General features: G+C 47.4%; 18 protein-coding genes and 1 pseudogene. 17 read left to right on the top strand and 2 right to left on the bottom strand.

Annotation, left to right across the window (positions count from 1 at the left end; translation table 11 throughout):
- Window positions 1–77 precede the first annotated feature (77 nt).
- The 11 genes and pseudogenes from DRW41_RS09910 to DRW41_RS09860 all read left to right on the top strand — a co-directional run bounded on the left by DRW41_RS09910 (window position 78) and on the right by DRW41_RS09860 (window position 14,873).
- Complete coding sequence (locus DRW41_RS09910) at window positions 78–1,265, top strand: ROK family transcriptional regulator (protein ID WP_115452059.1); 1,188 nt, start codon at window positions 78–80, stop codon at window positions 1,263–1,265.
- Between the two features lie 18 nt (window positions 1,266–1,283).
- Window positions 1,284–2,381 carry an extracellular solute-binding protein gene (locus DRW41_RS09905; RefSeq protein WP_115451828.1) on the top strand — a complete coding sequence of 366 codons (1,098 nt, stop codon included), beginning with the start codon at window positions 1,284–1,286 and terminating at the stop codon, window positions 2,379–2,381.
- 14 nt (window positions 2,382–2,395) lie between these two features.
- Entirely contained in the window at window positions 2,396–3,499 is a 1,104-nt protein-coding gene (locus DRW41_RS09900) for an ABC transporter ATP-binding protein (protein WP_115451827.1), read from the top strand.
- On the top strand, window positions 3,496–5,187 hold the full coding sequence (locus DRW41_RS09895; RefSeq protein ID WP_115451826.1) for an ABC transporter permease: 1,692 nt from the start codon (window positions 3,496–3,498) through the stop codon (window positions 5,185–5,187). Before DRW41_RS09900 ends, DRW41_RS09895 begins: the two co-directional genes overlap by 4 nt.
- A gap of 103 nt (window positions 5,188–5,290) precedes the next feature.
- The gene (gene argH / locus DRW41_RS09890; protein WP_115451825.1) at window positions 5,291–6,787 is read left to right on the top strand and encodes an argininosuccinate lyase; all 1,497 of its coding nucleotides are present in this window, start codon (window positions 5,291–5,293) and stop codon (window positions 6,785–6,787) included.
- A 294-nt stretch (window positions 6,788–7,081) separates the two neighbouring features.
- A pseudogene (locus DRW41_RS09885) lies at window positions 7,082–7,552 on the top strand (GyrI-like domain-containing protein); the annotation flags it as partial.
- Between the two features lie 18 nt (window positions 7,553–7,570).
- Window positions 7,571–7,834 carry a DUF4190 domain-containing protein gene (locus tag DRW41_RS09880; RefSeq protein ID WP_115451823.1) on the top strand — a complete coding sequence of 88 codons (264 nt, stop codon included), beginning with the start codon at window positions 7,571–7,573 and terminating at the stop codon, window positions 7,832–7,834.
- A gap of 166 nt (window positions 7,835–8,000) precedes the next feature.
- On the top strand, window positions 8,001–8,867 hold the full coding sequence (locus tag DRW41_RS09875) for a serine/threonine-protein kinase (protein WP_115452058.1): 867 nt from the start codon (window positions 8,001–8,003) through the stop codon (window positions 8,865–8,867).
- 590 nt (window positions 8,868–9,457) lie between these two features.
- On the top strand, window positions 9,458–10,102 hold the full coding sequence (locus DRW41_RS09870) for a hypothetical protein (protein WP_115451822.1): 645 nt from the start codon (window positions 9,458–9,460) through the stop codon (window positions 10,100–10,102).
- Window positions 10,103–10,279: 177 nt separating this feature from the next.
- Window positions 10,280–10,663 (top strand): nucleoside deaminase, encoded by a 384-nt coding sequence (locus DRW41_RS09865; RefSeq protein WP_115452057.1) that lies wholly within the window; start codon window positions 10,280–10,282, stop codon window positions 10,661–10,663.
- Window positions 10,664–11,174: 511 nt separating this feature from the next.
- Entirely contained in the window at window positions 11,175–14,873 is a 3,699-nt protein-coding gene (locus tag DRW41_RS09860) for a S8 family serine peptidase (protein ID WP_181884490.1), read from the top strand.
- A gap of 275 nt (window positions 14,874–15,148) precedes the next feature.
- On the opposite strand, the gene DRW41_RS09855 is transcribed toward DRW41_RS09860, so the two are convergent.
- Window positions 15,149–15,643: an SRPBCC family protein gene (locus tag DRW41_RS09855; protein ID WP_115451820.1), complete on the bottom strand. Its 495-nt coding sequence runs from the start codon at window positions 15,641–15,643 to the stop codon at window positions 15,149–15,151.
- Between the two features lie 279 nt (window positions 15,644–15,922).
- Here DRW41_RS09855 and cyoE point away from each other — a divergent pair, with 279 nt between their 5' ends.
- Complete coding sequence (gene cyoE, locus DRW41_RS09850) at window positions 15,923–16,828, top strand: heme o synthase (RefSeq protein WP_115451819.1); 906 nt, start codon at window positions 15,923–15,925, stop codon at window positions 16,826–16,828.
- 377 nt (window positions 16,829–17,205) lie between these two features.
- On the opposite strand, the gene DRW41_RS09845 is transcribed toward cyoE, so the two are convergent.
- Window positions 17,206–18,549 carry an RNA-guided endonuclease TnpB family protein gene (locus DRW41_RS09845; RefSeq protein ID WP_115451818.1) on the bottom strand — a complete coding sequence of 448 codons (1,344 nt, stop codon included), beginning with the start codon at window positions 18,547–18,549 and terminating at the stop codon, window positions 17,206–17,208.
- Window positions 18,550–19,247: 698 nt separating this feature from the next.
- On the opposite strand from DRW41_RS09845, the gene DRW41_RS22655 reads away from it, so the two are divergent.
- The 5 genes from DRW41_RS22655 to DRW41_RS09820 all read left to right on the top strand — a co-directional run bounded on the left by DRW41_RS22655 (window position 19,248) and on the right by DRW41_RS09820 (window position 22,991).
- A complete protein-coding gene (locus DRW41_RS22655; protein ID WP_142752214.1) occupies window positions 19,248–19,388 on the top strand; it encodes a cytochrome c oxidase subunit 2A in 141 nt (46 codons plus the stop codon).
- 12 nt (window positions 19,389–19,400) lie between these two features.
- Complete coding sequence (locus DRW41_RS09835) at window positions 19,401–19,862, top strand: cytochrome c oxidase subunit II (RefSeq protein WP_115451816.1); 462 nt, start codon at window positions 19,401–19,403, stop codon at window positions 19,860–19,862.
- Window positions 19,863–19,879: 17 nt separating this feature from the next.
- Complete coding sequence (locus tag DRW41_RS09830) at window positions 19,880–21,559, top strand: cbb3-type cytochrome c oxidase subunit I (protein WP_115451815.1); 1,680 nt, start codon at window positions 19,880–19,882, stop codon at window positions 21,557–21,559.
- A gap of 245 nt (window positions 21,560–21,804) precedes the next feature.
- The gene (locus tag DRW41_RS09825; protein WP_115452056.1) at window positions 21,805–22,437 is read left to right on the top strand and encodes an SCO family protein; all 633 of its coding nucleotides are present in this window, start codon (window positions 21,805–21,807) and stop codon (window positions 22,435–22,437) included.
- A complete protein-coding gene (locus DRW41_RS09820; RefSeq protein WP_115451814.1) occupies window positions 22,434–22,991 on the top strand; it encodes a hypothetical protein in 558 nt (185 codons plus the stop codon). Before DRW41_RS09825 ends, DRW41_RS09820 begins: the two co-directional genes overlap by 4 nt.
- Window positions 22,992–23,252 lie beyond the last annotated feature (261 nt).

The following is a 23,252-nucleotide window of genomic DNA, read 5'->3' as shown; positions in this document are numbered from 1 at the left end:
TTATTCGTTATAGTTTGGTTAATTAGTAGAATTTACTAACCAACTAATAAGGCCGTGATTGAATGACCACAACCAAAATGACAGTTAAACAGAAGAACAAGAGGAACGTGTTGGGCTGTATCCGCGAGCATTCGCCGATTTCACGGGCCGAAATTGCCGTGAAGGCGCGGATCAGTAAACCGACCGTTTCGCTCTTGGTCGACGAACTGCTTAAGGAAAAGCTAGTTTTTGAAAAAGGGATCGGCGAGTCGTCCTCGCAGGGTGGAAGAAGGCCTATCCAGCTTTATTTTAACGAAAAGGCGTTTTTTATCGTCGGGACCGACATCGGCGGGACGAAGGTAAAGACGATCATTTCCGACCTGGGAGGCAATATTATCGCTTCAAGCAGCTTTAAGACCGGGCAGTATTTGAATTCAGGACTCCTTAGGCAGATTTCAAAGGAAATCGACTGCCTCATCGAGAGAAACGGTATCGATCCGGGAAAAGTCCTTGGTATGGGTGCCGGCATTCCCGGGATTACCGAAACGGAGATGGGCATCGTTACCGAAGCCCCAAGCCTGAACTGGATTCGTTATCCGTTCATAGCCGAAGCGAAGCAAATTTTCCCGTTTCCGGTTTATGTCGACAACGATGTGAATGTCGCCGCGCTTGGGGAACAATGGCTCGGAAATGCTAAAAATAAGCGGAATGTTTTATTCATCGCGGTCGGGACAGGAATAGGAAGCGGAATTATCATCCATAACAAGCTATATCGCGGGGCGTCTTATGCTGCCGGGGAGCTTGGCTATATGGTTACTGATAAGAATGATATGAATGGAGACTTCACGCCTGTTTTCCACAGGTATGGATACCTGGAGAGCGTGGCGGGAGGGAAGGCGATTGGCGCGCGATTGACGAAGGCCGTGCTTGGCCATCCCGGGCATCCTCTATATGAAGAGGCAAAGGAGGCCGAACTGCCCGGCGAAATGGCGTTCAAGCTTGCGAAGTCCGGGGATAAAACGGCTTTGGCCGTCCTCGATGAGGCGGTCGGGCACCTCGCGTATGGAATTATCAACGCGGCCAGCCTATTGAATCCGGAAGTCATTATTTTGGGAGGTGGTGTGTTTAAGTCAGCTGACATGCTTTTGCCAAAATTGAAGGAAATCGTCAATCAATATCTTCCGAGTCCGCCAGAATTAAAGATTTCCCAACTTGGTGAGAATGCAGGCGCCCTTGGAGCAGTCTCTTTGTTTCTACGGGAGCACGAATCGATTTTCAAAATTTAAGTTTAGGGGGAATTTTTTATGAAAAAGAAAAAGGTATCCGTACTTATGGCATTGACGATGTCTGCCTCATTGCTGCTCGCGGCCTGCGGAGGGAACGAAGAGGGTTCGGGATCAAAGAAAACAACGGGCGACACAGGTGAAAAGAAGGAAAAGCTTGAAGAAAAAATTGTTGTTTATTCACCGCATGGCAAGGATATTTTATCCAAATTCGAGCAGCAGTTCGAGAGCAAATACAATGTAGATGTTGAATGGCTGGACATGGGTTCTCAGGAAATCCTGGACCGGATCCGTTCCGAAAAGAACAACCCGCAGGCTGACGTTTGGTGGGGGGCTCCTTCGGTGAACTTTGATCAGGCGAAGGATGAAGGCCTGCTTCAGCCGTATGAGCCATCCTATTCCGGCAGCTTGGCAGAAGGCTTCCATGACGCGGATTGGAACTGGACCGGAACGAGCCAGACTCCGGAAGTCATCATGTTCAACACCAAGCAGCTGAAGAAAGAAGATGCCCCGAAGGACTGGGATGAGCTTCTTGATCCTAAATGGAAGAACAAGATCATCATCCGTTATCCTCTCGCATCCGGGACAATGAGGACAATTTTCTCATCAATGATTTACCGCGACTTCAAAGATTCCGGCGATCCGAATGCTGGTTACGAGTGGCTGAAAAAGCTTGATGCGAATACAAAGGAATATGCCGCAAACCCTGAAATGATGTACAACAAGGTTGCAAAAGGTGAAGGAATCCTTTCTGTCTGGGCGATGCCGGACGTCGTTATGCTGAAAGAAAACAAAAATTATCCATTTGAATTCATTATTCCGGAAAGTGGGACGCCGGTTTTGACAGAGGGGATTGCTGTCGTAAAAGGCGCGCCGCATCCGAAAGCCGCTGAAGCATTCTATGAGTTCGTCAACACACCTGAAGCCGCGAAGCTTTTGGCTGAAGAGTTTTACCGCATCCCGACAAGGGACGATGTGAAGGATTTGCCGAAGTGGATTACCGATACGGAAATCAAGGCGATGGATATCGACTGGAAAGTGTTCCAGAAGGAAAGCGATGGCTGGATGAAGTATTGGGATGAAAACATCAAGAGCGGAGAGAAAGAAATTAAAGAATAGGAAGTGTACTCGGTATGGCGTCAATTAAAATTGAGAATGTCCAAAAAGCCTTCGGAAAAGTGGTCGCGGTCGATCATTTGAACCTTGAAATAAAAGATGGCGAGTTTTTCACGTTTCTGGGCCCAAGCGGCTGCGGCAAGACAACTACGCTCCGTATGATCGCCGGCTTCTATTATCCGACTAAAGGTGTCGTGCGGTTTGGCGATAAGGATATGACGCGAGTACCTCCTGAAAAAAGAAATACGGGCATGGTTTTCCAAAACTATGCCCTTTTTCCCCACATGACGGTTTTTGAAAATGTCGCCTATGGCTTGAGGGTAAGGAAGGTAGGCTCGGCTGCTTTAAAGACCCGTGTCCAGGATGTTCTTCGCAAAGTCAGGCTTGACCAATATTCCGATCGCCAGGTTAGCCAGTTGAGCGGAGGCCAGCAGCAGCGTGTCGCACTTGCCCGCGCCCTGGTCATCGAGCCGGAAATCCTGCTACTCGATGAGCCGCTCAGCAATCTCGACGCGAAGCTGCGCGATGAGATGAGGAGCGAGATTTTAAGGCTGCAAAAAGAATATAAAATCACGACGATCTACGTTACGCATGACCAGGCGGAAGCCCTGTCAATGAGCGATAGGATTGCCGTATTCAATTTCGGGGTCTGCCACCAGGTCGGGACGCCTTCCGAAATCTACAATGAACCAGTAAATGATTTCGTTGCCGGGTTCATCGGTGAAATCAATCTTCTGCCGGCCGAAGTCGATAAAATAGAAAACAGCCAAGTGACAGTATCAGCCAAAACCGGCGAGGATACAAAGAAACTTGTTGTACATAACGACCCATTTAACTTTAACCCGAAAAACGAAGGAGCGCTGGCGCTTTCAATCCGGCCCGAATCGGTCAAGCTCCACAGCGAGCCCGCTGGCAGGCAGAATGAATTTCGCGGCAAGGTTGAAAATGTTGAATTTTTCGGCTCGCTCGTCAATGCGACTGTCAATATTGACGGCATGCTTCTCCAGGCGAACATGCTGAACAACGTGAAGACAAACCTTCAGCCGGGCGCGGATGTATGGGCAGAGCTACCGGAGGATCAAATTAGGATCATTCCAGTCGTGAGTGGTGATCCGGCATGATAAAAAACCGCGATACGAGATTCACCGTCCTGCTGCTCATCCCGGTCCTCCTTGTATTGATTTCATATGTCCTTTATCCGTCAATCCGGACGATCATCGAAAGCCTCGATAAAGGCGGGAGCTTAAGCTTCGGGAACTATCAGGATTTCTTCATTCAGGAGTCGCGGACAAATCTGCAGGCCTTATGGAATTCGGTTTATATTTCGGTTTTAAGTGTCCTGCTCAGCGCTTTGATCGGGATTCCGCTTGCCTTCATCTTCAATCGCTATGATTTTCCGGGACGCGGCTTTTTCGCTTCCGCGGCAATCATGCCGATTGTCCTGCCTTCGCTCGTCGGCGTCATGGCGTTCATGTTTTTATACGGCGAATCCGGCCTCATTCCGAATGGAATCAAGGATTTGTTCGGGCTTGAAAAAGTTCCTTTTAAAATCGGCGGGGTTTCGGGAATCCTGATTGTCCATGCCTATACGATGTATGTGTATTTCTATATGACGGTTTCATCAGCAATCAATAAAATCGACCCTTCGCTAGAAGAAGCGGCGTATAATCTCGGCGCGAGCAGGTACAAGGTGTTTTGGCAGGTCACGTTCCCGCTGTTGACGCCCGCGATCGTTGCAGCGTCGCTGCTTGTATTCATGATTTCGATGGCCTCCTTCAGCGCGCCGTTTTTGCTCGCGGGGGGATACCGCGTCCTGAGTTTGCAGATTTATTTTTCAAAAATAAACGGTGACATGGAGATTGCCGCGACGCAGTCTGTCATCCTGTCGATTGTGTCGATCGCGTTCCTGCTGTTCATGCGCTGGTACCAGAACCGGAAGGACTACCGGATGGCCTCTAAGGGAATCGGCGCGCACAGGAGCGAAGTGAAGAACCCTGTGCTGAAGTGGGTGCTTGTTGTAATTGGCGTACTTGGCGTCATCATCTTGCTTTTGCCGCATTTCACCATCCTGCTCCTGTCGCTCGTGCCGGACGGAACGTGGACGTGGCAGACGTATCCATCCGTTTTCAATTTTGAAAATTACAGGCTGCTGTTTCAGGATCCAAATATCTTTAAGCCTTTGAAAAACAGCTTGATTTTGTCGTTCATCGCGACGGCGGGGAACTTGGTGTTCGGCGTGCTGACGTCGTACGTGCTTGTTAAGAGGAAGTTTGTCGGCAAAAACTTCGTCGATATCCTCGTGATGATTCCGTGGGCGCTGCCTGCGACCGTTATTGGGATGAACCTGATTTTCGCGTTTAATGAGCCGACGATTTTCACGTTCGGCAACATCCTTGTCGGGACGTTCTGGATCTTGCCGCTCGCTTATTTCATCAGGCATATCCCGCTCGTTGTCCGTTCGACGAATGCCGTGCTTGAGCAGCTCGATGATTCGATTGAAGAGGCGTCAAGAAGTCTTGGTGCGAAATGGTTTTACACGTTTAGAAAAGTGATTCTGCCAATTATCATGCCCGGGGTTCTCGCCGGAACTTTGTTGGCGTTCGTTGAATCCGTCGGCGAGTTCCCGACATCGGTCCTGCTTTACACGATTTCGAACAGGCCGATCTCAATCGAAATCATGAACCAGCTACGGATGTTCAACATGGGCCAGGCCGCAGCTTACGGCATGATCCAAATCGGCCTCATCGCCCTTGTCCTCTTCATATCCAACAAATTCTTCGGCGTCAAAGCTGAAAACTCGCAGTCCTAGCCAGAGTGGCGTGGGTTGAATAGTTGGATTAGGATTGGTGCCTGGCAGCTTCGCGTAATTCCGCTGCCAGGGCAAAAATGCTTTCATAAATGGAGATGAAATTGTGAGTAAATTTGAAGGTTTCATAAAGGAAGAAGGTATAGCATTTCCGGGAAAGACGTATGTGGAAAAGCTGCTGAAGCCTGTGTTTAACGACCAGAGGGATTACCTTTTCGATGTTATGTTCGATATTCACCGTGCCCATGTCATCATGCTTGCCGAGCAGGGAATCGTACCGGAATCCGAGGCGAAAATCATGCTCGATGGGGTTAATAAAGTCAGCGAATTCGACAGAACGCAGCTCGCCTACCAGCCGGAGTTCGAAGACCTGTTTTTCATGATGGAAGCAAGAATCGGCGAAGAAATTGGCGAGGAGCTGGCTGGAAAAATCCATATCGGCAGGAGCCGGAACGACATGGGAATTGCCATGTACCGCCTCGTCCTCAGGGAGCATCTGCTAAACCTGCTCGGCAGCGCGAACCGGCTGAGCGAAGCGCTCCTTGAGCAGGCAGAGCAGAACACGGATACCTACATGACAGGCTACACCCATACCCAGCCGGCCCAGCCGACCACGCTTGGCCACTATTTCCTAGCCATTTATGATGTTTTGCAGAGGGATATTAAAAGGCTCTGGTCCTCCTATGAGACCGTCAACCAATCATCGCTTGGAGCAGCCGCATTGACGACAACCGGCTTTCCAATCAGCCGGGACCGTACCCGTGAATTGCTGGGATTCGATAAGCTTATTGAAAACTCCTATGACAGTATCGGCGGGGCGGATTACTTGCTCGAAACATCGACTGCCCTTATGACATGCATGATCAATACGGGCCGGTGGATTCAGGATTTCCTCCAGCATGTAACGCGGGAATTCGGCAACTTCTATGTTGCTGATCCATACGTCCAATGCAGCAGCATCATGCCGCAAAAACGCAATCCTGTATCAATCGAGCATTCAAGGTCAATCGCCAGCAGCGCGTACGGGGATGCGCTCGCCGCCGTCACGATGATCCACAATACCCCGTTTGGTGACATTGTCGATACGGAGGATGACCTTCAGCCGCATCTTTACCGGGCGTTCAATAACGCAAACCGCGTCCTGGCGCTTATGTATGCCGTTATCGCCACGCTTAAGGTCAACAAGGAACACGCCTTGGAAATGGCGCGCAAATCGAGTATCACCATCACTGAACTCGCCGACACCCTGGCAAGGGATTACGGCATCTCGTTCAGAAAAGCCCATTCTATCGCAAGTTTCCTCTCAAAAGAAACAACAAGGCAGGCAAAAGAACTTTATGAATGGGATATCGATCAAATCAATGCGATCATTGCTGGGGTTGTCGATGTAAAATTATCCGAGGCAGAATGGAAAAAAATCATTTCTCCGGAATACTTTGTCGAAATCCGCAGCATCCAGGGCGGCCCAAGCCCGAAGGAAGTCGGACGGATGATTGCCGAACGCAAAACTTCCCTTTCTGAGAAAATTGGACTATACGAACAAACTGTACAAACATTAACGAAAAAACGTGAACAGCTCCTTGCCTACACGTTTAAAGAGTGAGCGGAAGGAATCATGGGACGAACAAAGTGCTTCATGTTTTGAACAGCTCCTTTTGGAAAAAAAGGTAGACATAGTCCGTCATTACGCATTGAATGCAAATGAAATGAACATATACTGGGCAGAAGAGACCCATGCAGCCAAACTGCATGAGTCTTTTCTTTTCCAAAAAAAACCTGCTAAACACTAGGCAACCCTCCTATGAATCATTTAAAGTGGTAGTAAAAGGTGCCATGCAACAAAGTTGGGAAAAATATCCGCTGGGGATGTATCTATTTGATTTTAAAAGGGGTTTAGGAGATGGAGTTTAGGATTGAGACGCTGGATTTTGAGGTTAGGGTTGTTGGGAAGGGGCAAATGGTGAAGACTGGCCGGGCGTTTAAAAAGATTCCCGTGCTTTGGAGCGCAGCGAAAAAAGAGGGATTTACGCAGAAGCTGATTGATTTGTCGTGGGAAAACCCGCAATGCGCGCAGGAAGGCGTGCTTGGAATTTGCGGGGAGGAAGCGGCAATAACGGCTGACGAATTCACTTATTTCATGGGGGTCCGCTATGACGGCGAAATCCCAGATCAAATGGAAGCAGTGTCCATTCCTCCAGGCACATGGGCCGTTTTCCCCAATATAACGGAGGCCTGGAAACGACTTTATTCCGAATGGCTCCCCGGATCGGGATATGAGCTCGCCAACGCGCCCTGCATCGAATGCTATTACGGCCCAAAAAGAAAACCGAGACACGAACTTTGGGTTCCGGTTTTGCCAAAGGTGTAATCTAGAGGGGGAAAAGAAATGCCAGAAGGAAATCGAACAAACAGTAGTTCAGTAATTTCTTTAACAGTCGGTATTTTATCATTATTTATCCCTTTTATTGGTTTCATCCTCGGTATTATCGGCATAGTTTTTTCAATAGTAGCTGTAAAACAGATTAATAGAACGAATGAAAATGGAAGAGGATTGGCGACCGCTGGGTTAATATGCAGCATTGTAGGAATTATTCTTCAACTTTTAATGATCCTCGGTTATGTTGCCTATTTTTCCGTATCGACATACTGATTTGGGCAATTGATTATATAAATAGCTGTTGAACGGATTAAAGAGAGGCATCCGATGAGAGTGGAGAGCAAGGAATTTATAGTTAAAGTCCTGCACTATTGCATCAGGCAGGCGGGTTCAAGGTGCTAAAAGCGAGGCAATGGACACATTCCCTGCTTCACTTTTAATGGGAGGGAAAAGGTTGCGGTTTGTGGTTGATGGTATTGTGTTCGGGTTGCAGGAGGAGCATGATTTTGGCTGGCTAGCGAATTATGGGAAAGTGTTTTGCGTGTTTGATCGGCAGGATTCGGGAAATATCGCGTTTGGGATTGAACGGGGTGGGATTAAAAAACTTGTGAAGTTCGCCGGGGCGAAACCGTTAAGGTATTCCGGCAAGCCTGAGGATGCAGTGGCGCGGCTGAAAGAGGCGGCGCCTCTTTATGAGGAACTGAGCCATCCGCATTTGGTAAGGCTTGAGGATCACTTTGCGGTTGGCGGCGGATATGCGCTCGTTTTTGAGTGGTTTGACGGTGAGTGCCTGCACATGCCGGATATGTTCCCGCCACCCAAAAAGTATACGGATCCCGAATCGCCGTTTTATCGGTTCAGGCAGCTTCCACTAGAGAGGCGGCTTGAAGCCCTCGATTGCATTTTTGAGTTCCATGTCTTTGTTGAAAAGAAGGGATTTGTGGCTGTCGACTTTTACGATGGCAGCATTTTGTATGATTTTAAATCAAATTCTATACGGATATGCGATATCGATTTTTATCGAAAAAAGCCATACATCAACTCGATGGGGAGAATGTGGGGTTCTTCCCGGTTCATGTCGCCGGAAGAATTTGCACTTGGTGCGCCGATTGACGCCAAGACAAATGTTTTCAATATGGGTGCGGTGGCCTTTGTGCTGCTAGGTGGAGAACTCGACCGGTCTTTTTCCAAATGGGGGGCAAGCCCGGGTCTCCACGAGGTAGCTGAGAAAGCAGTAGATAAGGAGCGGAATGCCCGTTATTCAACAGTTAAAGAGTATTTCGAGGCGTGGAAAAAAGCCAGATGAAGGAATGGAAATTAATGTTAATGTGGTTTAAGCACTTACCGCAATTAAGTTTGGATTTGTCAGAATGGGCCCCTTATAAACAGAATCCTTGGTTCCGAAAGCAACATATGAAGCTTGTTTATATACTTAGATAATTCTACTTCTAATTCCAAATTTCATTGGAGGATGGTTCCCTCAAATCAGTAAATTGACTCTCTTCTTGATAGTTATTTTTGTCTTCATCATTCATGAAGCTCTTCACATGCCGGTAAAATGTAAAATCCGACAGTATTTTTTTGAAAATATGGAAAACTCCGCTGTCATCCGCCGGGGAAAATGGTAAAATTAAGAATAGTTTCATTTTGCCGTAAAGGGGTGAAGTTGGCTTTTCGGAGGGCTTCCTTCAAATTGGGGAACCGCCGGGCAGCTAAAGTCGATTTTTTAAAAAAACAGGATTACATATGGGCTATGTAAGATTGCCAACCAGATTGAGCGCCAGTGGTTTTTTAAAAAAAATATTCACATGCGGCGCAATTCTCTTTCAGGACTTATGACTCTACTATATTTTCAGGAAGGAAGAAAAGTGCGTGAGAATTCTACTAACTTGTTTAATGCTAATGTTGCCGCTGGCCGGTTGCAGCGAGAAAGAAGAAAAGCAGCCTTCTGTGGCCGTGAACAACAACCAATCCGAAAACACTTCTGAAGAAGGCGTATTGAGCGGTCTGCCTGACAGTGTCCAACTTGACTCTTACTCGTCTTTTAATAAATTGAAGCTGGATGATTTTATTTTGGTAACCAACCGGGTGTACGACCGGGTTTATGAGGAAATGGGCCCGAAAGAAAATCTTCCGAGGGTCATGATCGGAAACTATGAAACAATGGGCGAAATGTTTACGATTCAGATTGTGGAAGGCCTTGATTTTACAGGAATGCTGAATGAGGATGGCACTGTCACTATGGTGACCCTTGTAAAGCAGCATTTTGCCGAAGACGTAACTGACAAGGATGAACTCGCAAAGAAAAAAGAAGTTTATGGTCAGTTTGAGATTTTGAAGAAGACGTTGATTGGCGCAACCGCACCTCAGGCGACAGCTGATGATATCAAAGCAATCGAGGAGGGCCTTGCCCAGGTCCAGGGAAAGACAGATGAGCCAACGTTCTCTTATAAGGGAATCACTTACACGGAAGCAACTGACATAAGCGACCCGGAGAACGAGCAAGTCTACTTCTTCATCACGCCTGAAGCCGAAGAATAAACGGGCTTTCGTCCAAATAGGTAGGTGAAATTGGTGCATGGAACCCGCATCGGACAAAGAGTGTCCGGACAGGTGCCAGGCGCCTTTTTCTTTTAGGGGCGAAAACTGGAAGAGTTGCGGGGCACGATGGTAGAATGGGGGTACTTTATGTTTAGGAGGCTGTTTGTTGTGGAGCAGATGAAATGGATGGAGTATACGGTTGAACTCGCCAGGAAAAATCAATCGGAGAAGGGCGGCAAGCCTTTTGGAGCGGTGATTGTGAAGGATGGCGAAATGATGGCCGAGGGTGTAAACGACGTCCTTGAAACACATGACCCAACCACTCACGCGGAACTCCAGGCAATCAGCAGGGCTTCCAGGCTCCTGAAAACGGATGATTTGACCGGCTGCGAAATCTATGCGAGCGGAGAGCCATGCCCAATGTGCCTGAGCGCGATTTATCTTTCGAACATATCAAAGGCGTACTTCGCGAACCCGGCGGAAGGAAACCCGCTGCGGAAAAGGCAATTTACATTTACAAGCAGGTCGGCCTGCCGAATGAACAAAGGGATAACAAGCTGATTCATTTGCCGGTCAGTAAATAGAACATACATAGCCACGTTAAAAGAAGCCTACCAATTCGCGAATCCTTGCGAAGGGAGGCTTTTTTGCGCTTATAAAAACTACTTTGCCCCTTTATAACAAAACCTTCTTTATCCCAACAAATAAAGAGTAGACAAGCTTCCCTTTCTAGCATCACTTTTCGACATATACCCTGTGTCCTCTGACATATTTTTCACAAAGCCCTCTTGTGAAAAATTAAACTGCCTTGCATATAAAAAGGGTTAATAGCCCTCTAGAAAGGCAATTATGCTGTTAGTCAAGATGGCCGGCAACCTGGAGAATAAAAGTTAGGATTCATAAAACATCCCAGTATTTACCGAAAAATGTTTGTTGCCATTAGTTGGGATTATCAACTATAGTTTAATAGTCAGAGAATTTAGAATATAGAGAGGGTGAAATTTCACAACAGGTTTTTATGTCGAGTAGGAAATGGCCTTTAGTACTTATTTCATTTTTTGGGGGAGTATGGATGAATTTTAGGATATATCGGTCTTATTCTAGCAAATTATTGATTTTTGCACTTATTTTCTCTTTGTTGCTGCCTGGCTATGGCCATGCAGCGAATGGCCAATCTAAAGAGAATCAACTAAGCAATGAAGCTCTTGCCCAGATGAAGAATATCATCGCGGCACAGAAAGCTCAGGCAGAACATGGCCCGGTTCTTCATCCCGATCTTGAAGGCCTTACGGGCGAAAAAGAAGTATCGATTATTGTTGAACTTTCGGAGCCGCCGGTAGCCCTCGTAAAAGGCATGAAAAAAGTGGCCGGGAAATCTTTTTCAAAAGCAGATGAAAAAGACGTAGACCAAAAGGTTAAGGGCCAGCAGAAAAAGTTTGAGAATGCAATGAATTCAAAAGGGATTAATGCGAAGAAAGGGTTTGAATATAGCTACACGTACAACGGAATGTCCCTGAAGCTAAAAGCGAACCAGGTTAAAAAGCTTCTCGCGATTTCAGATGTCGTGTTGGTTGAACCTGACCTGGAGGTACATGCCCTAGGGACTCCTTCCGGTGATGATGCGTATTCGCGAACCGCAACCAACAGCAACAATTTCCTTGATGTCCCGTCCGTTTGGGATATGGGCTTTGAAGGACAAAATGTAAAGGTTGCCGTTCTGGACACAGGCATTGACTACAACCATCCTGAATTTGAAGGTGTTTACAAAGGCGGCTACAATTTTGTCAGCCATGCTACAGGTTACTCACGGCCAAGAGATGCCAATGACCCCTATGAAACATCACCAATGGATCGACCTTCCAACAGAGCTGAATTCGACGCAAATGGAAGTGCATTTTATACGGAGCATGGAACGCATGTAGCCGGTACAATCGCTGCACAAGGGAAAAATCCACACAGCATAAAAGGGATTGCGCCAAAAGTGGAGTTGTATGCATACCGCGTACTTGGTGCTTATGGAAGCGGTGCAACTTCGGGGATTATTGCCGGGATTGATAAGGCTGCCCAGGAGAAAATGGATATCATCAACATGTCGTTGGGAGGAAGCAACAGCAGCCAGACCGCTTCTGATTCCATTGCGGTTAACAATGCCGCGCTTGCGGGCACAACGGCTGTTATCGCTACAGGAAACAGCGGTCCTAACAGGAGTACGATTGGCAATCCGGCTTCCGCAGCATTCGCAATCTCGGTCGGAAACTCAACAATACCAGAGGAAACAAAGAAGGGAACTGCAAACATTACCGTTATCGGTTCTCCCGAAACCAGCTATAACCTGAACATGATGGGCTGGAAATTCGGAAGCAATCCGGAGCAAATCCTGTACGGTTCTTATGAAGTCATTGCTGTGCCGAATTTCGGTGTGGATGCCGATTACGCAGGTTTGGATGCAAATGGGAAGGTAGTGCTTGTTTCCCGCGGCGGCGGCATTGCTTTTGTTGATAAAATTGCCGCTGCGAAAAAAGCCGGCGCAATTTCGGTCATTATCCACAATAACGGCGGCACTAACGGTAACGGTCCCGCGGGCGTTTTCCTCGGAGACTCGTTCAAGTTCATCCCTGCTTTTGATATGTCTACAACGGATGGAACCGCTTTGAGAACCGCCATGGTTGGAAAAAAGGCAACTGTAACCTTCAACAATTTTGAAACAGGCAAATCGGCCGGAGATGATATTAACAATTCAAGCTCGCGCGGCCCATCAACGCCAACATTTGATATCAAACCGGATGTATCCGCGCCGGGAACGAACATTATGTCTTCCGTTCCCGCCTATAAAAAGGATTACCCAAATGCGGATTATTCAGAATCCTATGCACGCTTTACTGGTACGAGCATGGCTACGCCGCACGTAACAGGTATCGCTGCATTGTTGAAATCCCAGCATCCGGAGTGGACACCTTTTGATTTGAAGGTTGCTATTTCGAATACCGCAAAGCAGCTGGATACGGCAAAGTATGACGTATTTTCCCAGGGCCCTGGCCGGGCGCAGCCACTTAAGGCAGTAACCGCCGAAGCTCTGGCATATGCATTCGACCAGACGACATTTTCATCAAAAACCTATAACAATATCAAAGGGACCGTTACTTTCGGTATGGTGCCAACCAATCCAAACAGCGCTTCGACTATTACAAAAGATATTGTTGTGAAAAATTTAACGGGGAACGCCAGCGATTACACCGTTTCAGTCCAGGTCACAAAGGCTGCGACCGGCACACTGGCTGGAGCGAATGTAACAGTCGACCAAATGAATTTTACCCTTACAGGTGAAACGAAGCTAAAGGCAACACTGAATGTGCCGAAAGGATCTGGTTCAACTGGGAACGAATTGCTTGGCTACATTCACATCACGAATGGGACCACAAAGCTGATCCTTCCGTTTGCGGCAAGTTTTGCACCGCCTAGCGGACTGAAAAGCTTCTCAATCGACAGCTATCATATTTCACCAAATGGCGATGGGAAACTCGACAGTACAACAATCCGTTATGAGTTCTTTAATACTCAATATAGGACCTACCTTGAACTATGGGATGCGGGAAATCCGGAGGGCGGCTATTACAATGACGGCTATCTTGGCTGGCTTGTGAACGCCTCATCGACTACCACTGGGCTAAAAACCATTGCGTTCAATGGCCAGATTACCCCATGGGCACCCAATTCTTCGAAGGTAAAGGCTCCGGACGGGGTTTATACACTTGATTTAACGACTCTCAACTTGGCAAATACGGCTATTGTGACTGCCAACTGGATCGGGCCGATTTACGTCAAATCGACGCCTTCGAAAATTGTCGCGGAAGACACATATACCTTCTCTGGTTCTGATTATACGTTCATCAGTGCCCTTGAAGATTCCTATGTGAATTTCGGGCCGACAGTAGAAGAGGTCTTTGGCATTGACTATGATATCAATGCGAATCTTCATGCCAGTTATGAATTGACAAGCAGCAAAGGAGATTTGGTTGCAAGCGGACCCATTACTCTGTCGCAGGACGGGGCGTTCGGCCTTGATTTGAAAGGGCTGACACTCGGTGACAACAAGCTGAAAATCTTTGTGGACGACGAAGCCAAGAACCATGCTGAAAAGGAAATTGTCCTTGAAAGAATTGATACGGCCGCGCCAGCGACAACCGTAGCCGTAACAGGAACTGAAGGAGCAAATGGCTGGTACACGTCCAATGTAAAGGTTGAACTCACAGCCATCGATGAAGAAGCGGGCGTTAAGGCAACCGAATACAAAATTGGCGAAGGTGAGTGGACTGTCTATGATGGGGCAATCCAGGTTGCCAATGAGGGCATTCACCAGATTCAATTCAGAAGCACGGACATCGCCGGAAATGTGGAGGATGCCCAGGCGATTGAGGTCAAAATTGATAAAACCTCGCCTGTCCTGAAGGTTTCGGTAGATAAAGCGGAATTGTCCCCTCCAAACAACAAGTTTGAGAAAATCAAAGTAACATTGACACAGTCGGATGCGATCTCCGGTGTAGAGTCTGTCATACTGGAATCCATTAAAGTCAATGATCCAAAATACAACAATGACGGAATCCAGGATGCTGCATACGGCACACAAGATGTAGACTTCAGCCTGCGCGCTTCCAAAAACAGCGACGACAGCAGCCGAATCTACACCATCACTTACATCGCAACCGACAAAGCCGGCAACACAACAAAAGCAACAACAACCGTCACTGTTCCTAAAAGCAAATCCGGAAAATAACCATTTCGGAAAGTTTCAATAGGGCGAAGTTATAAGTCAAAGCGGCAGCCAGATTATTGTTGGCTGCCGCTTTTGTTAGTGTATTTTACTATATCAACCTACCAAAAATAAAAGCAGTTTTATGAGAAAACTCAATTTAAAGGGGCTACAAATCCCGTTGAGTGACTAGCTCGTGCAAAAATCGGAAAAGGAAGTCCCTCAAATCCCTTTGAGAGACAATGATTGGCCCAAGTCCAGCATATTGTCACCAACCACAAGGTTAATAGCAAGCCGGGTTAGTATTGCTGAGTAATGGTAACGTTTTTGCCGGCAGGATTTTCAATGAAGGAAGAATGAATCTTTTCTTTAATGCCTAAAAGCACGTTTTCCCAGTAGCTTTTCATCAGTTCTCTTTCTTTTTGGTCAGGAAGCAGTTCCTGATGAAAACTGATGGTTGTTTTGTTCGTATCAACGGATAGGAATCGTACCTGGACCGTTGACGGCCGTTGCCAACCCAGCTTTTTCCATGTAAGCCGAAGCTGTGCGTTTGGCTTAACAATCCGAATTTCCCCATTGCCCAAAGTGGTTTCATATCCTTGGCCAGGCTTGAGATCAATACCGCCTTCCCCAAGCCAGAAAGCTAGCCCTTCCCGGGAGGCAACCAGTCGCCAAGCCTCTTCCTGGGAGATGGGAAATGTCCGCCTGACCCCCACTTGGAAACCCCGATCCTTTGTTTCGCCAACCAATTTTGCTTTCACCCTCTCACCCCATTTGCTAAAAATTTTCTTCATCTAGTTAAATTCACTTTCCCTAACACTAAACCCTTCCACACTTAAAAAGATATAGCTCTTAAAGTAATTTTCCCAACCTCCCATCCGGGATAAAGCCGTCCCGCCATAATGCCACCCATTAGTTACAAAATTCAACCCATTATCATTTTAAAAAGCATCCACCTGTGACCAAAACCCTCCCGAATGGTACATACTATCAATCATTCCCTTGCCACCCCTTTGGACGCTGAAAAGTGGTAGAATAGGGTTAGTTAATTTTACAGGTGGGAGTTTTGTGAGATGGTTGCTAGAAACAATGGGTTGAAGGAGTTTTTGCGAGATGTGCGATCGCTGTTAAAAGGCCCGGTGCTGGTAGTAAATGTGCTGCCGATTTTTACGGGATTTTGGCTGGCGCTTTTTTTCAATGGCTATTCATTCTCGGACCATTTGGATGTATTTGTGATGACAATGGTTGGCGGCACGCTATTGATGGGCGGTGCCCTTGTCATAAACAATTGGTACGACGTTGATATCGATACAATTATGGAGCGGACAAAGAAGCGCCCAACCGTGACGGGGCATTTTTCGCTGAAATCGGTCCTTCTTACGGGAATTATTCTGTCGGCTATCGGGCAGGCTCTGCTGCTGTTCACAACATACGAAGCCGCGATTTACGGCTTTATCGGCTGGTTCACGTATGTCTTCCTTTATACGATTTGGTCGAAGCGGAGGTATACACTGAACACGGTCATCGGCAGCGTGTCCGGGGCGGTGTCGCCGATGATTGGCTGGACCGCGATTGACTCTGGCTTCCAGCTCGTCCCGATTGTCCTGTTCCTGATCCTTTTTGTTTGGCAGATGCCGCATACATTCGCGATTGCAATCCGGAAATACGACGAATACAAAGCGGCCAGGGTCGCGATGCTTCCGGTCGTGTACGGCTTGCCGGCGACTAAGCGGCAAATTTTCGTTTACGTGTTGTGCCTGCTTCCGCTGCCGCTTTACCTAACATCGCTCGGTGGATTATTCGTCCTCATTGCCATGCTGCTGAATCTCGGGTTTTTGGCGGTTGCGATTCTTGGCTTTTACGCAAAAGATGAGATGAAATGGGCGCGGGTGCTGTTCCTTTATTCAGTGAACTATATTACAATCCTTTTCCTGTTGGCGGTCGTGGTGACATTGCCGGTTTTGGGTCATGAAATTTGACGTTAGGTGCAGGTCAATAAAGGAGGAGGCAGCAGGGGGGTTGTTAAGGTATACTAATACCATATCCAACCGGGTCAACTACCCCACTGAGGTGAATCTTTTCAGTGGGGGCTTGAGTTAGAACTCTAGGTCTTCTCGTCTATTGCTAGACTGTTTGACGCTCTAGAATTCATGCCAACTTACTGTGACACCCCAAGTATGTTTTTGGTCGGTACTGGCGACGTATGATCGTTTTCCCACTTGCACCCTCCCTACAATGAGTTAAGGTTCTCCGAATAGGTACGGCGAAGTCATAGTCTTGCGAACTATGTACTACAAGCTCCGTCACAAAAGTGACGAATACACATGGATGGTTGACACACCCACTAAGCGATGCGCTAGGCAACAGCCTTACGTTTTTGAACATTTAATAGAATAGGTGTTTTCACTTTAATATTGTCGTCTAATTGGACAACTTCCGATTTACGCAACGTATTTAAAGCCCCGTTAATATCAGCGTGAATGCCTCTTCCAGATTTGCTTTGGTACAAACCGCGTGATACCCTTTTGCCACTAAAGAGATACGTTGTTTTATCTTTTTTTGACCAAACAGGCATACTGTCCCTATCCAGGAAACTAGCTTTTGAGGTATAGCTTTCTTCTTGTCTTTTGAAAAGGATGCCTTCTTTTAAGCATTTATTTTCAATGGCGGATATGAGTTTCTGAAAGGGGATTTGGACAAACTGTTGATTATTCTTTTTTCCCATGTCGCACTCTTGTTTCCAGCCCGTGTTATAACCTACAACAATGGTATCAATGTTAAAGTCCTTCACTTTTTTGAACAACAAGCCGACAGTTTGTGAGAAATAACCATTGATTTGAGCTTCACGATCGTTCCAAAGTTTTGCTATTTTATTGGTTACAATACGTTTTGAAATACCGTTCTCCCTATTCTTCTGCTGGAGATTGCTTATCGTCTTGTTGAAATATTGATTAATTGACTTCAACTTTTTGCCATCAACCAAAAACGTATCACCGTTATTTGTTGCACAACTCAATAATCGGTCTACACCTAAATCGCAACTCAAAGCACGTACAGTGGTCGTTGGTTGTCTTTTCATTTGAGCGATTTGCACTTCATACGTGTAATGCACCTCAAAGAACCGACCTTTTTGCTTTGGCACAATTTCAATGTAGGAGATTTTCTTGTGTAACAGGTTTTTTGGCATACGAATCTTGATCGAACAGAAACGTTTTCTGAATTCATTGTTCATCGGAATCGCCCAATACCCGTTTTCATCCACCTTAGGGACCTGATAGATTTCGATCACACGCTTTTCGGTGGAGGGGGAGTAGTTCGGAAATTTAGGGCGGCCAGTGAATTTCTCAGGGTTTTCCTTCCACTTTTTCAACGCCTCGAAAAAACTTTTTACTTCTGCATGCAAAGTCCTTCGAATAGCCTGGACGGAGTTCGATTGAACCCCCCAATAATTCACATCAGCTCGCATGGCAGCATCTACTTCTTTCACGGTGGCCATTCTATTGTTTGTCAAATAACTTTGTTTCATCGTATACAAGCCCACATTACGCAACGCTTTGGAACTATGCGACATTCGTCGAAGGAGACGGAATTCCCTGGCAGTAAGACTCGTCCGTCCGATATTCTGTTTTTGAGTGAACCGTTGAATGGTTTCGGTTTTCTTTCGTTTACGCAATACCTTGACGGGTTTCTTTTTAGCCATTTTGTTCACGCCTTTCCTGCAGAATAGGAAGGTTTTTCCTATCTATAATTATAGCAAAAGGCGGGATGAAAATCGAATGTTTGTTCCCTTTTTAATCAAAAAAATTTTGGATCAGCTTCAGCCTGCGGCTGAGGGCAATTCACCTCCACCTGAATTGTTGGGCTGCACCCGTAACACAAATCAGATGGAGTCTTCTTGCCAAAAATGATAAAGGAAGAAGAGTTTACTTGTGTGGAAATTTAGTCCAATGGGCCAGTTATTCATAATGGCAGTTAAAAGGGAAACCAAAGCGGTTTCTTTTTTTTGTTCCCAAATTCGGTTCGGTTTTTGCTGTAAATTGCCAGATTCTCAATAAAAATTACCTTTGCAAAAATCCCGATTCTCAATTAAACTCCTCTTTCAAAAATATACCGATTCTCAATTAAACCTCTTTGGAAAACGTTCACTAATTTGTCACGTATGTGGTTTCGTGTTTTCCTCCCATGTTTCGCAGTTTCGGAAAAGAGTTCAAACCCCAATAGGAACGCGGGTTTTAGCGCTATGCCTTCCGGGTGGAAAAACCCTGGTTCCATTATTCGACAGGGGCGGGGAACCATTTTTCCTAAAAGATGGGTGGAGGGTGTGATGCAGTTCACTCTATTGATAATCATTCGCAATTATTATGAAGGTAAGAAAAAAAGTAAAGGGGCTGGTTTACGGTGGCAGCACAAAAAGGGAAGAAGCCGGGCAAAGGCAAGGGGTCTTCGATGATGGGGACGTTCCTTTCGCTGGGGGTTGTTGGAGGAGTCATTTTACTAACTTATTTCGTACTATTCGGCCTGTTCATGGCCAGATATTAGGGGGTAGCGCATATGCATCGTTCGGAGAAGATATGGCTGGCATTGAGTTTCGGGATGATTATGGGCTTTATGATTTTTACTGGGTATCAGACGTTCGCTTTGGAGATGGGGCCTCCGAGCGCGAAGGAGACGATTGATCCGCAGAAGGTTGATGAAACGGCTCCATTTGACAAGCCGGGCGTGAAACAGGTTGGCGAGAACGAGTACGAAGTCGTGATGACACTGCAGGCGTTCAGCTTTAACCCTGCGAAAATCGAGGTTCCAGCCGGGGCGAAGGTGACGTTCATTTTGACATCAAAGGATGTTGTGCACGGGTTTGAGGTCGCGGAAACGAATATTAATGCGATGGTCGTGCCGGGGCATATCCAACGAATTACGCAGGTTTTTGAAAAAACGGGCGACTATCTTGTGTTGTGCAACGAATATTGCGGCGCGGGCCACCAGATGATGGCTACGACGATTACGGTGAAGTAAAGGGGGGGGCAGCAAAAATGGCTACAGTATTGGCTCATAATTTTAAAGAAAAGGCGACCAAGGCGCTGGGAGTTAATCCGAAAGACGCGGTTTTATCGAAATCATATATGCTTGTTTCATTTACGGCCTTGCTTGTCGGCGGATTTTTGGGATTGCTTCAGGGGCTGAACCGGGCGGGAATTTTTGAACTGCCGACATGGTTCAACTATTATCAGGTGCTGACAGCTCACGGACTTTTGTTAATCCTAGTTATGACGGCGTTTTTCACAATCGGCTATTTCTACGCGGTTATGTCCCATACATTGGGCGGCCTGCTTCCGAAAGTCAGGAACATGGCGTGGATCGGTTTTGGGATGAAGATTTTCGGATTCGTGATGGCGGTTATCCCGATTTTGCTGAACCAGGCTTCGGTCATGTTCACCTTCTATCCGCCGATGGCCGCGTCTCCGTGGTTCTATATCGGGCTTGTGTTCATCGTACTCGGCGTCTGGATGTGCGCGTTCGGCTGCTTTGTGCAGGTAGCGACCTGGAGGAAGAAGAACAAAGGACAGCACGTACCGATATTGGCTTACTTTGGCACAGGCGTGTTTATCCTTTTGTTCTTCAGCTCGATTCCGGTTGCGATTGAAGTATTCATGATTATTCCTTGGGCGTTCGGCTGGGTAAAAACAATCAATGTTATGCTTTCCAGGACGCTATTCTGGGCATTCGGGCATACGCTCGTTAACATTTGGTATTTGACAGCAACATCCGCCTGGTACGTGGTTGTGCCCAAAATAATGGGCGGCAGGCGCTGGAGTGATACGCTTACTCGGGTTGTCATCATTTCCCTCGTGGTGATGAACATTACTGGCGGCTTCCACCACCAGATCGTCGACCCTGGCATCTCTGAATCTGTTAAATTCATGCACGTGTTCATGAGCCTTGCGATTGGTTTCCCATCCTTGATGACTGCTTACGCGCTGTTCGCGGTATTTGAAAGGACGGCTCGCCAAAATGGCGGCAAAGGGATTCTTGGCTGGTATAAAAAAATGCCATGGGGCGATGTGCGCTTCCTTGCTCCGTTCATCGCGATGGTAGCGTTCATCCCGGCTGGCGCTGGCGGCATCGTACAAAGCACGAACCAGCTGAACCAGGTTGTCCACAATACAATGTGGGTTGTCGGCCACTTCCATTTGACGCTCGGCATGACGGTGGCGATGACGTTCTTCGGCATCAGCTATTGGCTCGTTCCGTATCTGTCGGGCAGGGTACTGACCCGCGGGATGAATAAGCTCGGCTTGATCCAGACATGGATCTGGACAATCGGCATGACGACGATGGCGACTGCGATGCACTATCTTGGGCTCTTGGGTTCGCCAAGGAGGACTTCCTTCTCAACGTATGGCGACCATGCGACAGCGCTTGGCTGGAATCCGTATCTCGCTTTGCTTGCAATCGGCGGCACGCTGCTGATTATCGGGGTTGTGCTCCAGGTTTACGCTGTGATCAATATGATGTTCTTCGCTCCGAAAGGCGACACGGAATTCCCGATTGCCGAGGAAGAAGAGAATGCCTCAAAAACGCCTTACTGGACAGAGCGCTGGGGCGTATGGATTGTTGTGATGCTCGTCGTGGTCGGCATGGCATATGTCATCCCGCTGACAGAGTTCATTGTGAATGCCCCTCCAGGATCGCCTCCGTTCAGGACGTGGTAAGGGATTGAGGTTTATATAGGCCCGTTTGGGGCGGTTGAAGGATTATCGCTATGCGTGATGTGTGGCTTGCACACTTATGGCAAGGGCCCAAAGGACTTTTTAAAAAGAGATGGCTTGACGTTCGGCTGTCTCTTTCCTGTAAATCTGGACCAAGCGCCTAGCCCTTCGAAAGCCTTAACCGGCAGGCCAGGGCGCTTTCGGTCTTTTCTATCGCCAGGGGATTACACCGGATGGAAGTGATTTTCATGAAGAGGTTTGGAAAGAATACGTGGGCGAGTATCGTGGTGCTGCTGTTCGGGCTCGTTCTGTTCTATGTTGGGACGGATGGGTTCCGTGCGTTTACGGCGGAGGCTGCGCGGGTTGAGCGGCTGAAGGCGGATAAGCCGCAGTTTCCTGAGGTAACGCTTGAGGACAGCAAGGCGCGGACGTATCCAATTTCGGAGTTCGAAGGGAAGTATGTGTTCATTACGTTCCTTTATACGAGCTGTGGGACGGTTTGCCCGGAACTTGAGATGAATATGGGCGAGGTATACAAGAAGCTGCCGGAGCGCTACTTGGGCAAGGAGATTGTGTTTTTGAGCATCAGTTTCGACCCGGAGCGTGATAAGCCTGAGCGGCTTGATAAATACAAGGACATGTTCGATAGTGACGGGGAAACGTGGCGGATGGCAAGGATCGAGGATAAAGCTGAACTTGATTCGCTGCTAAAGGAGTTTGGCGTGATTGTGATTCCGGATGACGAGGGGAATTTCGCACATAACTCGGCGTTCTATCTAGTCGACCCAAAGGGCAATTTGGCTGATGTGATGGATTACAAGCAGACGGATGAGGCAGCTCGGAAGGTTCAAGGAATTCTTGAGGAGGCGGAGGGGCGATGAAGCAGGCTCGTTATGGTTTGTTGCTGCTCGTTGCCTTGGCGCTTCCGCCGGTCGCCCGTTTCATGGAGTCGATCATGATTGTCCATATGCACATGCAGATGCCGCTGCTCGTCATTTCCGGCTTCTTTATTGGGCGTTACGTGTTGGACCGATTCCCGCGCTTTTTTGAAAATTGGAATGGCAATGGCATTCCGGGTATGCTTTTGTTTGTGGTGGTAATTGGGTACTGGATGCTGCCTCGCGCGATGGATGAGGCGCTTACGGTCCCGGTTGTCGAGGTTTTCAAATTCATTAGTTTGCCGCTGTTAGCCGGGATTCCGCTGCGGGATAGCTGGAGGAAACTCTCGGGTTTCGGGCGGAATATGGTCATTGGTTTTTTCACGATTGTTTTTGTCGCGATGGGCTGGCTGTATGTTATGGCGCCCGACAATCTTTGCAACAATTACCTGGTGATCGACCAGCTTATCCTCGGCTGGGGGTACATCGCCACTGCGGCCGCATTCATCGTGTATTTGGCCTATAGTTTCTTTGTCAATCCGGCTGATTATGAATAGGGGATAGGTTAATGAACGGCATGTGTCATTCATTTTTGTTTACTTGTTAGTCCTGGCGGATGTGCCGGGGCTTTTTTGCGTAACGGTGTCCTTTTTTCTGACAGCTTTTCGGAAAATTGAAGCGAACGGGGCATCTCTTTTTGAACGAACGTAATTGGTCCTCCTATCCGTTGATCTAACAAAATTGCGGCTTCAGCAGAGTTGTGTGAAGATTTTGTTATGGGGTATGGTGTTTATGTGGTATCGCAAATGAGTTGTTAT

The sequence above is a fragment of the Neobacillus piezotolerans genome (assembly GCF_003362805.1).
Classification (GTDB): Bacteria; Bacillota; Bacilli; order Bacillales; family Cytobacillaceae; genus Bacillus_D; species Bacillus_D piezotolerans.
Note: the sequence above shows the minus strand (reverse complement) of the source record. Positions and strands in the feature narration are given on the sequence as shown.

What these genes read in the sequence shown, in the direction of transcription:
- DRW41_RS09825 (WP_115452056.1), top strand. Translation starts at nt 21,805, where the DNA reads ATGAAGAGGTTTGGAAAGAATACGTGGGCGAGTATCGTGGTGCTGCTG.
- DRW41_RS09845 (WP_115451818.1), bottom strand. Translation starts at nt 18,549, where the DNA reads ATGGCTAAAAAGAAACCCGTCAAGGTATTGCGTAAACGAAAGAAAACC.
- DRW41_RS09855 (WP_115451820.1), bottom strand. Translation starts at nt 15,643, where the DNA reads ATGAAGAAAATTTTTAGCAAATGGGGTGAGAGGGTGAAAGCAAAATTG.
- DRW41_RS09830 (WP_115451815.1), top strand. Translation starts at nt 19,880, where the DNA reads ATGGCTACAGTATTGGCTCATAATTTTAAAGAAAAGGCGACCAAGGCG.
- DRW41_RS09900 (WP_115451827.1), top strand. Translation starts at nt 2,396, where the DNA reads ATGGCGTCAATTAAAATTGAGAATGTCCAAAAAGCCTTCGGAAAAGTG.
- DRW41_RS09880 (WP_115451823.1), top strand. Translation starts at nt 7,571, where the DNA reads ATGCCAGAAGGAAATCGAACAAACAGTAGTTCAGTAATTTCTTTAACA.
- DRW41_RS09820 (WP_115451814.1), top strand. Translation starts at nt 22,434, where the DNA reads ATGAAGCAGGCTCGTTATGGTTTGTTGCTGCTCGTTGCCTTGGCGCTT.
- DRW41_RS09870 (WP_115451822.1), top strand. Translation starts at nt 9,458, where the DNA reads ATGCTAATGTTGCCGCTGGCCGGTTGCAGCGAGAAAGAAGAAAAGCAG.
- DRW41_RS09865 (WP_115452057.1), top strand. Translation starts at nt 10,280, where the DNA reads ATGAAATGGATGGAGTATACGGTTGAACTCGCCAGGAAAAATCAATCG.
- DRW41_RS09875 (WP_115452058.1), top strand. Translation starts at nt 8,001, where the DNA reads ATGGGAGGGAAAAGGTTGCGGTTTGTGGTTGATGGTATTGTGTTCGGG.
- DRW41_RS09905 (WP_115451828.1), top strand. Translation starts at nt 1,284, where the DNA reads ATGAAAAAGAAAAAGGTATCCGTACTTATGGCATTGACGATGTCTGCC.
- DRW41_RS09835 (WP_115451816.1), top strand. Translation starts at nt 19,401, where the DNA reads ATGCATCGTTCGGAGAAGATATGGCTGGCATTGAGTTTCGGGATGATT.
- DRW41_RS09895 (WP_115451826.1), top strand. Translation starts at nt 3,496, where the DNA reads ATGATAAAAAACCGCGATACGAGATTCACCGTCCTGCTGCTCATCCCG.
- cyoE (WP_115451819.1), top strand. Translation starts at nt 15,923, where the DNA reads ATGGTTGCTAGAAACAATGGGTTGAAGGAGTTTTTGCGAGATGTGCGA.
- DRW41_RS09860 (WP_181884490.1), top strand. Translation starts at nt 11,175, where the DNA reads ATGAATTTTAGGATATATCGGTCTTATTCTAGCAAATTATTGATTTTT.
- DRW41_RS09910 (WP_115452059.1), top strand. Translation starts at nt 78, where the DNA reads ATGACAGTTAAACAGAAGAACAAGAGGAACGTGTTGGGCTGTATCCGC.